Source organism: Pelolinea submarina (assembly GCF_003966975.1).
Lineage (GTDB): Bacteria > Chloroflexota > Anaerolineae > Anaerolineales > Anaerolineaceae > Pelolinea > Pelolinea submarina.
In genome coordinates this window covers 2,418,683-2,430,535 of record NZ_AP018437.1, presented here as the reverse complement: position 1 = coordinate 2,430,535, position 11,853 = coordinate 2,418,683, and the positions used below count along the sequence as shown (strand labels likewise).

The 11,853-nt window shown below is 49.3% G+C and carries 12 protein-coding genes; 6 read left to right on the top strand and 6 right to left on the bottom strand.

Annotated features, from left to right (window positions below):
• Positions 1–104 precede the first annotated feature (104 nt).
• The 5 genes from galK to Pelsub_RS10725 all read left to right on the top strand — a co-directional run bounded on the left by galK (position 105) and on the right by Pelsub_RS10725 (position 4,769).
• Positions 105–1,280, top strand: coding sequence for a galactokinase (gene galK, locus Pelsub_RS10740; protein ID WP_116223738.1), 1,176 nt, complete (start codon positions 105–107; stop codon positions 1,278–1,280).
• Between the two features lie 9 nt (positions 1,281–1,289).
• Positions 1,290–2,291, top strand: coding sequence for a UDP-glucose--hexose-1-phosphate uridylyltransferase (locus Pelsub_RS10735; protein ID WP_116223739.1), 1,002 nt, complete (start codon positions 1,290–1,292; stop codon positions 2,289–2,291).
• A 247-nt stretch (positions 2,292–2,538) separates the two neighbouring features.
• Positions 2,539–2,709 (top strand): sensor histidine kinase, encoded by a 171-nt coding sequence (locus Pelsub_RS15670; RefSeq protein WP_158675077.1) that lies wholly within the window; start codon positions 2,539–2,541, stop codon positions 2,707–2,709.
• A 91-nt stretch (positions 2,710–2,800) separates the two neighbouring features.
• Positions 2,801–3,349, top strand: coding sequence for an RNA polymerase sigma factor (locus tag Pelsub_RS10730; RefSeq protein ID WP_158675076.1), 549 nt, complete (start codon positions 2,801–2,803; stop codon positions 3,347–3,349).
• Positions 3,333–4,769, top strand: coding sequence for a hypothetical protein (locus Pelsub_RS10725; protein WP_116223741.1), 1,437 nt, complete (start codon positions 3,333–3,335; stop codon positions 4,767–4,769). The genes Pelsub_RS10730 and Pelsub_RS10725 overlap by 17 nt, the downstream gene beginning before the upstream one ends.
• Positions 4,770–4,807: 38 nt before the next feature.
• Here the strand turns inward: Pelsub_RS10725 and trhA are convergent, their stop codons facing one another.
• Positions 4,808–5,458: a PAQR family membrane homeostasis protein TrhA gene (gene trhA / locus Pelsub_RS10720; RefSeq protein WP_116223742.1), complete on the bottom strand. Its 651-nt coding sequence runs from the start codon at positions 5,456–5,458 to the stop codon at positions 4,808–4,810.
• Positions 5,459–5,710: 252 nt separating this feature from the next.
• On the opposite strand from trhA, the gene Pelsub_RS10715 reads away from it, so the two are divergent.
• Positions 5,711–6,604, top strand: a complete 894-nt coding sequence (locus Pelsub_RS10715) for an EFR1 family ferrodoxin (protein WP_116223743.1) — start codon at positions 5,711–5,713, stop codon at positions 6,602–6,604.
• A 68-nt stretch (positions 6,605–6,672) separates the two neighbouring features.
• On the opposite strand, the gene Pelsub_RS10710 is transcribed toward Pelsub_RS10715, so the two are convergent.
• The 5 genes from Pelsub_RS10710 to Pelsub_RS10690 all read right to left on the bottom strand — a co-directional run bounded on the left by Pelsub_RS10710 (position 6,673) and on the right by Pelsub_RS10690 (position 11,824).
• The gene (locus tag Pelsub_RS10710; protein ID WP_198418341.1) at positions 6,673–7,143 is read right to left on the bottom strand and encodes a YdeI/OmpD-associated family protein; all 471 of its coding nucleotides are present in this window, start codon (positions 7,141–7,143) and stop codon (positions 6,673–6,675) included.
• Between the two features lie 214 nt (positions 7,144–7,357).
• Positions 7,358–8,542 carry an N-acetylglucosamine-6-phosphate deacetylase gene (locus Pelsub_RS10705; protein WP_116223744.1) on the bottom strand — a complete coding sequence of 395 codons (1,185 nt, stop codon included), beginning with the start codon at positions 8,540–8,542 and terminating at the stop codon, positions 7,358–7,360.
• A gap of 67 nt (positions 8,543–8,609) precedes the next feature.
• Positions 8,610–9,860 (bottom strand): MFS transporter, encoded by a 1,251-nt coding sequence (locus Pelsub_RS10700; protein ID WP_116223745.1) that lies wholly within the window; start codon positions 9,858–9,860, stop codon positions 8,610–8,612.
• Positions 9,861–10,050: 190 nt separating this feature from the next.
• The gene (locus Pelsub_RS10695; RefSeq protein ID WP_116223746.1) at positions 10,051–10,860 is read right to left on the bottom strand and encodes a ChbG/HpnK family deacetylase; all 810 of its coding nucleotides are present in this window, start codon (positions 10,858–10,860) and stop codon (positions 10,051–10,053) included.
• A gap of 4 nt (positions 10,861–10,864) precedes the next feature.
• Complete coding sequence (locus Pelsub_RS10690; protein ID WP_116223747.1) at positions 10,865–11,824, bottom strand: hypothetical protein; 960 nt, start codon at positions 11,822–11,824, stop codon at positions 10,865–10,867.
• Between the last annotated feature and the right edge of the window lie 29 nt (positions 11,825–11,853).

Sequence of the window (11,853 nt, the reverse complement as noted above, 5' to 3'; positions counted from 1 at the left end):
AAATAAAATACTCGTGGATCAGGATGGATTTAGGTTGAAATAACCAGGCAGTTAAACATGCATGAGCCTTAAATTGCCCAGCACTTGATCCCAGGAGATGGACTTTGATTAGTGATGACCAGCGAAAAGCTCTTATTGAGGAAAAATTCCTTTTTCTTTATGGTTCCAAGCCCAGTGTATGGGTACAAGCTCCTGGCCGTGTAGATTTAATGGGCAGCCATACCGATTACAACCTCGGTTTTGTGCTTATCCAGGCTATTAATCACAACACATGGATTGCAGCTCGACCTCGAGGGGACAGCATAGTAAGAATTGCGTCGCTTAATCGGGATGGGATAGCGGAATTTGATTTAAGCCATATTGAGCATGCAAAAGACGTCACCTGGAGTGATTACGTGCGCGGTGTGGCGGATGTTCTGCAAAAAGAAAATTATGTTCTCAAAGGATTCGATGGCCTGGTTCACAGCACAATTCCCTTTGGCAGCGGGTTGAGCTCATCCGCCGCATTAGAAGTGGCCACAACCGAGGTGTTTGAGTCGCTCGCGGATTGGCAAATTGATCCTCTCCAAAAAGCACTTCTCTCGCAAAGAGCAGAGAACGAATTTGTGGGTATGACCTGCGGGGTCATGGACCAATATTCGTCGGCAATGGGAAAAGCAGGATGCGTACTATTGCTTGACTGCCGCACGAACACCAGCGAAATTATTCCCGTTGCCCCCGGCCTGCAGGTCATGATTTGCGACACACGGGCTGAGCGCAACCTCACAGGATCGGAGTATCCCGAGCGCCGCGCACAATGCGAAGAGGGCGTCCGCATCCTCTCCGGTTTTTACCCCGAAGTCCATTCACTGCGCGACGCGACATTGGAGATGCTTACTGCCCAGCAAGCAGATATTGACCCTGTCGTATTTAAACGTTGTTATTTCGTCATAGAGGAAAACCAGCGGGTATTGGATTTGGCGGCCGCATTAGCCTCCGGCGACCATCAGAAAGCGGGGCGTCTTGCGGTAGAGTCATTCCAGGGAGCACGGGACCTCTTTGAGATAGTCACAAAAGAAATGATCATGATGTTCGATGCCATCATGGGTGCGCCCGGAGCCTTTGGGACGCGTGGCGCTGGTGGGGGATTTGGCGGCTGTCTGGTGGCGTTTGTCCGGAGTGATTGCATTGATTCATTTACAGAATATGTAAAGCAGCAATACACCCGCAACGCAGGCATTCAAGCCGAAGTGTATCCGGTGCAATCAGCCAGCGGCGCGAGTGTTCTGGCAATTGAATAGGCATGGCTAATGTTTGAATATCCCCATCGGCGCTATAACCAGCTTACGGATGAATGGGTGTTGGTGTCTCCCCAGCGTACGGATCGACCCTGGCAGGGCCAGGTAGAAAAAATCCCTTCCGACCAGCGACCCATATATGATCCTCATTGTTACCTTTGCCCCGGAAATCAACGGGCCGGAGGGGCAAGCAACCCGAACTACGAATCCACATTCGTGTTCACAAATGATTTTTCCGCATTGGTTCCAAACCCACCGGAGGGAGGAGAGATTCCCCCTCAATTATTGAAAACGAGTCCGGTTCGAGGAACCTGCCGGGTAATCTGCTTTTCGCCACGGCATGACCTGACGATGCGCGAAATGCCGAAAGAGGACATTCGCAGGTTGGTGAATGTGTGGGCTGAACAGATTGGCGAGTTGGGCGAGAAATACCGCTGGGTGCAGATCTTTGAAAATAAAGGGGCTTTGATGGGAAGCTCGAACCCTCACCCGCACGGACAAATTTGGGCCAGCGACCAACTGCCCAATGAACCGTGGAAAGAAGAGCAACAACAGAAACGGTATTTTGAGGAAAATGGCTCGCTTCTATTAATCGACTATGTGAAATTGGAGCAGCAGCAGGAAGAACGCGTTGTCGTGGAAAATAACAACTGGATCGCGCTGGTACCTTTTTGGGCTGTCTGGCCGTTTGAGATCCTTTTGCTGCCCAAGCGGCATGTCCTGCGGTTACCCGACCTTTCTGATGAGGAGCGGGATGACCTTGCGTCGCTGATGAAAGAACTGTTGACAAAATATGATCGGCTCTTTGATAATCCTTTTTCCTATTCTATGGGCTGGCATGGCGCTCCCAATGATGAAGCGGATTACGCTCATTGGCAGCTGCATGCCCATTATTATCCGCCGCTTCTGCGTTCGGCAACCGTGAGGAAATTCATTGTCGGCTACGAACTTCTGGCTGAAGTTCAACGCGATTTGACAGCAGAACAGGCCGCAAAAAGACTTCGTGAAATATAAAAAGAAAAACGAGCCCTCGGACCTTTGAGATATACCTAACGAAAAAACTTTCGATTTATCTTCTATTTACCAGTCGAAAAAATAAAGAAGGCAGAATTAAGAAAAAACGGGGGGATTTTTCTTGTTTTAATTAAATATGTGATCCGGAATAAAGGAATGCTTTCCTAAAGCCCCCCGGAAAAATTTTAGAAATACCCACTATATCCTGCTGGGTTACCTGGGGTGGGATAGGGACTTAGCCAACAAATTGGTTGACCAGGCCCTGAAATCCACCCACAGCGGATTATCGGAAACCCGGCGCGCGCTGAAAGAATTGCGCGCCAGCCCGCCGGAAGACCTGGGGCTGATCGAAGCGGTGCGCACATTGGCGCACGCGACCGCGCAGCGCGCATCGCTGGAATTGGACTTATCTACATAGCAATTTGATAATCAATCGCTGCGTCCCTTTTTGTAATTTTCTCCGATATGTATATAGTTGTTAACAACAAATAAAAACACAGGACATGTATATGCAAAATGAAGCATTGTTGATCCGAAATGCACGCAAAGGCGACGAATTTGCCTTTGCCAGTCTATACCAGAGCTACCATCAGCGGATTTACCGATACATCCTCAGCCGGGTAACTGATCGAGCGAATGCGGAAGAACTGACCAGCCAGACCTTTTTAGCAGTACTGGAAGGGCTGCCCAATTACCGCCACAATGGAAAATTTGCCGCCTGGGTCTTTTCCATCGCACGCAATAAGATCATGGATCACTTCCGATCGACAAAGTGGGTGAATCAATCCATGGACGAGCAATCGATGGTTGTCATGGTCGACCCGCAACTGCCCAATCAAATCGAAGCAAAGGAACGGGCGGAAGCTCTAGCCGGTCTGATCTGTCAACTGGCGCCGGAACGCCAGGAACTGCTGAGACTGCGATTTGTTGCGGGGTTGACCTATAAAGAGATTGGAGCGCTTTCAGGGCGAGGGGCAGGCGCGATTAAAAAATCAGTTTATCGATTGCTGGAGGAGCTAAGGCAATCTTTGGAGAAAGATCATGAATCAGAAGAATAATTCAAAGTTCGATGAAGAAGTCCGCGCCATAATGGCGGTTCCGGACATGGACCCCGATTTCGACGCGCGTTTGGAAGAAAATCTGGTGAAAAAAATGCGTATGGTGCGGGGCCAGAAAGAACGGATTGCGGAAAAGAAACCGCGTATTTCGTTCGCAACTGCAGCAGCCTCAATCATTGTACTTATGTTCGCCGCAGTTTTAGCGATTGGTCCGCAGCGTGTTTGGGCGGCGGTACGCAGCCTGGGTTTCCTGCCGGGCATTGGTTATGTTCAGGATGACGTACGTGTGTTGGATGAACCCGTTCAAGTTCAACGCGAGGGTACAGTGGCTGAAATGACTGATCTGATTAGCGACAGTGAGAAAACCTGGCTGCGCGTAGTCATTACAGGCAAGCTTGAACCTGACCTTCCAATGGAGGACCAATGTTTTTTGAATCCCTCACTGCAATTCGATGGAGCGGAAGACGTTTCAGTGATCTGGTCGTCAACCACGGTCAGGGCAGACGAGGTGGTCCTGGAAATTGGTTTGCCGATCCTGCCGGCTGAGTTGGCGGATGGTGTATTGAATATGCCCTGTTTGCCGGGAGTTCCCACAGAGATAAATGGGGAAGATTGGCAGTTCCCGTTCTTACTACGCCAGCCAACCAAAGATGAAGAACCATACGTGGCCGAGAACTTGTCGAATTCAACTGAAACCGCGGAGACTTTACCCTCACCTGAAATTAATAAGGAAGCGGGTGTGCAGCTGGTTGTAGAAAACGTGGTGGAACTCGAGGATGGATATCAATTTATGGGCTACGTTTCAGTCCCGAACAACGCAGAGGTCAGTTTTGAAAGCGATTCCATAACCCTGCAAACGCAGGATGGAAATGCCATAGAATTACAACCCGTCGATATCCCCTTCGGTTCAGGTGTCCCGATTGTTGATCAACCCTGGGTGGTGCGAACAACAACGAAGGACTTGCCCGCACAGCTTGTCTTTACTTTGAAGGCATTGGCTTTCAAGCGCAGCGATGAATCGGTACGAGAGCAAAGTGTGTCAGTAGACCTGGGTTCTGACCCGCAACCAGGGCAGTCGTGGAACATTGAACAAAGTGTCTTCGTCGCAGGCAGCGAGGTGAAATTCCATGATGTCAGGCTGGAGCAGGTCACAGATGACGTTTATCTATTGATATTCGCGGTTGAATACCCCCAGGAAGAAATCTATGCAGTGGACCTGGAAGATGCGGACCACCCGGCGGAGGATATGAATGCCGGGAGCGGCGGCGGTGGAGGAGGCGGGGAGGGAAATAATCCCAATCTGCGCCTGGAAAGCATTTCGTATAATCGCATTCCTACCGGCCAGCGGACGATCTTCGTCTCGGACGCTTACATCGTACAAAGAGGAAATTGGTCAACCACCATCCAATTGCCAGAATAGTGAAAGAAAAAGCGCCTGATCATCAGGCGCTTTTTTGTTTAAGTCAGATAAAGGACCGAGAAGTAGTGGAAGGTGCTGCCCAGAATGACGAAGACGTGCCAGATGGCATGGGCAAAGGGCATGCTCTTCCAGCGGTAGAAGATTACTCCAACGCTGTACATGACGCCGCCAAGCAGCAGGAACCAGATGGACAGCGATCCCATTTTGCGAAAGGTGTTCAGGAAAACGAAAGCACCCATCCAACCGAGCAGCAAATAAAGCCAAACCGGTGGTTTCTCAAATTTGAATTTAAGCGCCAGCTTAAGGATGAAAACCAGCAGCGCCGCTCCCCATACGATACCGAAAACCGTCCAGCCCAACCCGTTACGCATTTGAGTGAGTAGAAAGGGGGTGTAAGTGCCGGCGATCAAGACCAGGATGGCGGAGTGATCGATGCGCTGCAGGATAACTTTGATGGGGTGGTTGGCGAATGAGTGGTAAATGGTAGAAGCCAGGTAGAGAACGATCAGCGAAATGCCGAAGACCAGGTAACTGGCCAGACGCCAGCCGCTGCCCTCGTCCACTGCGCGGACAATGAGGACGACCAGCCCTGCGATGCTCAACGCTACACCGATGCCATGGGTGATGCTGTTCGCCAAAATCTGGCTGAGAGTTGTGCCGGGCGCGTTCTTGTCGGATTTATAAGCCATGAGTTCTCCTGGAAAATATTTAATATTGATTACAGCTTAGCCCCGGTTCATTATAAGCTTATTCCATATTTGCCACATCTTTTTTCTACCGTATTAATATACTTTTTACTTTGGTTGAATAACGAGAATCGATTTTAAAATGCCCCTAAAACATTACATAAAAGCCAGGCAGGTTTTGAATAATTATTCTTCTTTGGATTAGGTGTAAAATAAAAAATCGATCTTCTATATGCGGAAACCAAAGAATAAATCTTGAACAAGGAAGGTAACAACAACGTGAACGGTTCATTCCCGATTTTCTTTTTCTCCGGCACAGGCAACACGTGGTGGATCAGCCAGCAAATTACAGAAGCACTGCAAGAACAGGGTTTAGACGTAAAGGCCTATTCCATTGAGCAAACTACTCCGCAGCAAGCAGCCGCGTTGATAGAGCAGGCGGCGGGCGTGGGTTTGGGTTTTCCCATCTATGGTTCGGACGCCCCGCGGATTTTCACAGATTGGCTGAAAGAGCTGCCTATCCTGAAGGAAAAGAAGCCCACCTTGGGCTACGTTACACAAGGGCTGTGGTCCGGAACAGGCTGTAATTTCCTCGAAGAGGTTTACAGAGAAAAAGGCCTGGATCTGAAATGGTCGCAGGAGTTCAACATGCCCAACAATATTTGTTTGCCGAAATTCGCTTTAATGTTTCCGTACGTTTCGGAACCGGAGAAATGGGCGGGAACACTGGAAAAGCGCAAAAAGGATGTCCTGGAATTAGCCGCCAGGATTGCCGGAGAAATCCGTTACCGCCAGCATAACGACCTGATCAGCCGGGCTTCCGCCTGGATCCAGCGCGGGCCTTTCCGCCTGATGCACGACCCGGGACGCACCCTTTGGTCGGTGGATGAGAGCTGCCTGGGCGAAAAGTGCGGGCGCTGCACGCGCATTTGCCCGGTTGAGAATATCAGCATGGTGGAAGGCGGGGCACAGCACGGCGAGGCTTGCGTGTACTGCATGCGCTGTTTCAATTTCTGCCCGACGCATGCCATCCATTATTGGGGCGCGAGTAACGAGCGTTTGGAAAAGAAACCGGCATACCAGGGACCGGTCAAAGAGTTCCGGCCGGAGCTAATTTGTGAAAGAGAATCGGGAAAACAAGAAAACTGATCCGGAAATCATTTATCCATACGAAAACTCACAGATCTTTTTCTGTGAGTTTTTTGTTTAAAAACAGGTCACCTTTCGAGTAATTTCTCGACAATTTTCTTTATTCGACGCTCGCGTGTCTCCCGAGCTTTGGCCTCCGTCACCTGGCGCACGTATTCCTTCTGCATGGAAGGGGCGGATTTTTCGAAAGCTGCTATTACGTTTGCTTGCTTAAGGGCGGTTTCGAGGTCAGCGGGCAGTTCCACCGTGCGCGGTTCGATGTCGAGCGCCAAGGTCACATCCAGTGATTCGCCGCCCTGCACACCGGCGTTCTGGCGTTTCTCCGCGCTCAGGGAGACCATGTATTTTCCATCCATGACGGCTACGGCACTGCGGTAGGAGTAGTCTTTGAGCGTCACGCGCACCAACGGGCGTTTTCCGCCGCCCAACTGCTGCAGAACTTCCTCAGGCACCTGGATGCCAGTGGTATTCTTGCCGGTTTGCAGGATGGTGGTGTGGAAAGGTACCGGTTTTGGTTCATTGCTATTGGTCATTTTCATTTATCCTCTTTTCATTATCGTGGTAACTTAATTATCTTCTTTTCTATTCGGTAAATATATTAGAGAAACATTGGAGGAGGCGTAAAATAAATACGTGCTGTGATTATGCTCTTCACAGAGTAGATCAGGTGAACACCCCCCATTAAAAATGACCACCAATCCAGAAAGGATTGGTGGTCTTCTAACAAGGAGGTGGGTCTTTAAAAGGAGAGTATCAGGCCACTCTGTATTTTTCGACAAAATCCTGATTAAAGAAGTCTTTATCCTTGTGAACATCGAAGACTTTGCGGCCCTCCATGTAAGTGGCCACGGCCTGGTATGCCTCATCAATGACAACCAGGTCCGCGTCCTTACCCAAAGCGATGGAACCTTTACGGTCGCCGAAGCCATAGAATTTGGCGGCGTTCAGGGAGGCCATGGGGAGGATCTGTTCAAGGGGCATGCGCAGTTGGTTGGCCAGGACGGAGATACCGTGGAGCACCGATTTGGTGGAGCCCATCAGCCGGCCGGTATCGGTCTTGCAGAAACCCTGATCGTCCACAATGACCTTGAAATCCATAAAACGGTATTGGCCTTGCGGCGCGCCGGCCGCTTCGGAAGCATCAGAGATCATGAACCAGTGGTCGGCAGGTTTGAGGCGGAACATCAATTCAAGCATGACCGGCGCTATATGCATCCCGTCGCAGATCACCTCGTTATACACATTCGGATTCAGCAGGCAGGCGCCCAAACCGCCCATATTGCGGTGGTGAATGCCGCTCATCACGTTGGCTGTATGCGTTGAAACGCTCAGGCCATTTTCGAAAGCCAGCATGGCCTCTTCATAATTGCAGTTGCTGTGCGCGAAGGACATGACCACACCGCGTTCGCGTAGATAATCGATGGCCTGCTGGCTGCCTTCAACTTCGGGGGCAATGGCCATCAGTTTGAGATATCCGGCGCAGTCCCGGCAGATCTGCTTGATCAGGTCCATGTCGACAACGGGTGTTTCGGTTTTTACGCCGTTCTCGCCGACACGGTTCAGGTAAGGTCCTTCTGAATGGATGCCCAGAATACGGGCGCCGTTGGGCTGTTCCGCAGCAACTTTGGCAATGTGCGCGCACATTGCCGGCATAGGGGTGGGAAAGACACCGGTCAGCCCGGTGGCCGCGCAGCCTTTCAGGAAACCGCGCACGGCGGCTTTGGGGTCGGATTCCGCAGCGGCCATCAAACCATAACCGTGCGTGCCATGAATGTGAGTGTCGATGAGGCCGGGGATCACACGATAGCCGCTATAGTCTATGGAATCCGCAATGGATTCAGGAGATTCACGGAATTCACTAATACGCCCGTTCTCTATTACCAGGTAGCCGTCCCGGATGCCATCTTCAAAATAAATTTTGTCTGATCGAATTATCATGGGTTCACTTCTTTCTTTGTAAGTATTTTATCTTGCAGATATGGTGGTCAAATGAAAAAGTTGTATGCTAAATGGCGCCTTCACCGTAAAAACCGATCTTTAGCAAAAACAGGTACGCGATCAGGGTAGCGAATACAACGCCTGCGCATATCAAGAATATGCTGGCAAAACCGTTATAATCCGCAAATATGCCCAGCGAGATAGCCCCGAGCGCCATACCCAGGTCCATGGCCATGAACACGGTTGAATTGGCCAGACCGCGGTTCTCTTTTTCCGCAGCCAGAATGGCCAGGGTATTAACCTCTGGCACCATAACACCGATGCCCAATCCGTAGCATATTCCCGCTATTATCAACATCATTAAATTCGCCACTGAAAAGATCAGCAAGAGACTGACAATGACCAGAATGAATCCTGGAACCAGCACCACGGCTGAACCGAAACGATTGTGGATTTTTCCGACAGTGAGCCGAGCGGCCGCGACGGATAGAGCCGAGGCGGTGAAAAACATACCCGGTCTATTAATGCCGCGCTGGACGGCAAACGCCAGCAGGAAGGTGCCGACACCGCTGGCGGCAAAAACAACGAATACCATGATCAGTGAAGGTTTCCAGGCGTCCTTGTCGATAATCCGAAGTTTTGGACCAGATTGTTTTTGGATCGGTTCATTATGGTTGGCTGCCTTATCATCGTTTTTAGCGGCAGCACCCAACAAGCGTTTGTCGATGGCTTTCAATGGAAAACAGGTCAACAGGTTAAAAACAGTCACCGCGAATACCAGTTTTAATGAGAAGGCGTAACCGTACGCGCTGCTGAGCATCAGCGCAAAAGCGAGCGCGAATGCCTGCGCAATGGTTTGGGTCAAGCCCAGGTAACCGATGCCTTCCGACAGTTTTTGCTCGGGAATGATGTCAGTAGCCATCGTCATGAGGGCCGTGCCGTTAAAGGCGAATCCAAAACCCTGCACAGCGCGGATTGCGAGCAGCAGGCTGATGGGTATGGCGAATAGATAAAATCCGGTTGCCAGACAGTAGGCTAACGACCCGATCATCATGACCAGGTATCTTCCGCGCGTATCCACCATGTTGCCGGAAGCTGGGCGGGAAAGGATGGCCATCAGCATAAATACCGAGGTCGTCAGACCGGCGAGAGCGGGCGAATAACCCTGTTCCAGAATGTAAAGCGGCAGGAGCGCCGCCTGCATGTAAGAACAAATGCGGATCATTAAATCGGCGACGACAATATTGGTAAATTCAGCTGTAAAGATCTTGTCCTTATTTGCGCTGGCTTGTACCTCTAATGGTTGTTCAAATTGCATCCTTGAATTCTCAATTCTATAAATAGGGTCGTGAAAAATATGGGTGTAAGGGTCAAATTTCGGTAAAAACAATGGCGGAAGCAGGATGTTCTGATTCCACCATTGTTTCCTACGCTAACCCTGGTAGAAAGCGCAAGCCTATTTACCGGTGATACCGGTTGGCTGCTTATTTCCCGGTCACCTTACCCTACTAATTAAAACTATCGTAATTGACCAGTTCAACGTGGTTGCTTTCAATGAAGTCCTTGAGTCTGGGTGAGCAGGCCATTTGCAGGTCCTTGACCCGGATCAAGGTATAGGTTGAGCACTGGAAAAGGTCTTCATCCACAAAACCGGCATGGCAGCCCAATAACGAGTATTCGTGATCGAATACTTCAGAAATGACGTTCATGACATTGCCTTCGACATCGGTTTGGATCTGCTGCTCCACGGGGAAGGGTTTCGGATTCCAATTGTTGGTGATGAAATGAAAAGCATGTTGCTTGAAAAAGTTAATGGAGTAGGGCAGCTCGTATTTCTCTGCCATCATTTCCAAAGCTTTGGCGGTGTTGGCCGTCATTAAGGAATGGGGATGGATATATTTGGGTTTTTCCCCAACCAGCTCGATATACCGGAGAACCTGGTTTTCCACTTCGATCAAAGTCTCATCCAGAGGATAAGGATCTTCTCCCATATCCTCAATCAGGGAACCGGATAGATCGGTATGGGGTTTTGAGTTTGTCTTAGCGCGAATTTCCCCGGAAGTATAGAATTCACCGGAGGGCTTTACCAGGTTGGGAATCTGGTCGATGGGGGAAACAGGTTTACCGGCCACCAGGTTAATATCAATGCCGAAACTACATTGGGGATAATGCTTGATCTGTTCGGCGGCAAACTTTGAACTGGGCATATTGACAAACAAACCCGTGTTGCGGATCAACCCCTCTCGAATACCTTTGAGTATTCCACAAGTCACCGCTTCGGTGATGCCATAATCGTCTGATTGAAATAGTAGTTTCATTGGTTTATCCTTCCAGGTATTTTATTAACCCCTCACGGAGTATCTCTAACCTTGGTATATCGACTTTGAAATCATTTTTTGATCTTGTATTACGGACCAGGAATTTACGATTCTCGACTTCACCAACACACAGATGGAGCATATTGGGAAAGATCTGTAGATTTGTATCTTTCATCCTGTCTTTATCTTCAAATTGATGGTCGATGAACTTGATTTGAGGGAGTGCGGCGATCAATTTTTGAGCTTCCGTACTTGAGGCGGGTTCATGTGCGCAGACGGTTTCTTTGCCGTTTGCGAGACAATCCAGAAAAATCAATTTTTGATCCTTGACCCGTTGACTTTCCGCTAACAATTTTAAACCGGCGTTGTTGCCGGTATTTTTATCCAATAGAACGTAAGCTACTTTCTTCGACTGCCGCGTGTGCTGAGCCAGGGAGAATAATAACGCCAGGCTGGCGGAATTGCGGTTGAAATTGATCGGATTGGCTATACCGATGATGAGCTTGTAGGAAAAAATAAGCAGGGCACTCAATACAGCGATACTGATAATTTTTTGCCACATAGCCAGAACGGAAAATTGAGCGGCGACGAAATAAATCAGGGCGCACACACCGATATAAAAAATGGTTTGTAAGAAAATCTCCCGATTTTCCTGGCGCGCGTTTTCCGACCAGTTAAATGGATAATATCGATAAGGCAGCAGGGATTTGGCGGGTGTGTCGTAGGGACATAGAACAACGTATTGCGCCTTTGCCAGGTTGCCAATAATTATGTTCGTGATTTGTGATAATCTGTTTCGGGATTTTTGAAATTCGAACAAAAAGCCCAGCTCTTTAAAAAGAGGCTCGGCTTGTGAATAGAAAATTCTTTTTTGCGTTCTGGTGTAGCGTTTAGCCAACGTTACACCGAATAGCATCATTAGTTCTTTCATGGTTTTAGGTAAAAAGGTTATGGATGATTTCATCCATAACCTTTTCTTTTATATTATCCGAT

Excerpts from the sequence above, each read along its gene's own strand:
- Pelsub_RS10735 (WP_116223739.1), top strand. The coding sequence starts at position 1,290 with ATGTTTGAATATCCCCATCGGCGCTATAACCAGCTTACGGATGAATGG.
- Pelsub_RS10730 (WP_158675076.1), top strand. The coding sequence starts at position 2,801 with ATGCAAAATGAAGCATTGTTGATCCGAAATGCACGCAAAGGCGACGAA.
- Pelsub_RS10725 (WP_116223741.1), top strand. The coding sequence starts at position 3,333 with ATGAATCAGAAGAATAATTCAAAGTTCGATGAAGAAGTCCGCGCCATA.
- trhA (WP_116223742.1), bottom strand. The coding sequence starts at position 5,458 with ATGGCTTATAAATCCGACAAGAACGCGCCCGGCACAACTCTCAGCCAG.
- Pelsub_RS10710 (WP_198418341.1), bottom strand. The coding sequence starts at position 7,143 with ATGAAAATGACCAATAGCAATGAACCAAAACCGGTACCTTTCCACACC.
- Pelsub_RS10705 (WP_116223744.1), bottom strand. The coding sequence starts at position 8,542 with ATGATAATTCGATCAGACAAAATTTATTTTGAAGATGGCATCCGGGAC.
- Pelsub_RS10700 (WP_116223745.1), bottom strand. The coding sequence starts at position 9,860 with ATGCAATTTGAACAACCATTAGAGGTACAAGCCAGCGCAAATAAGGAC.
- Pelsub_RS10695 (WP_116223746.1), bottom strand. The coding sequence starts at position 10,860 with ATGAAACTACTATTTCAATCAGACGATTATGGCATCACCGAAGCGGTG.
- Pelsub_RS10690 (WP_116223747.1), bottom strand. The coding sequence starts at position 11,824 with ATGAAATCATCCATAACCTTTTTACCTAAAACCATGAAAGAACTAATG.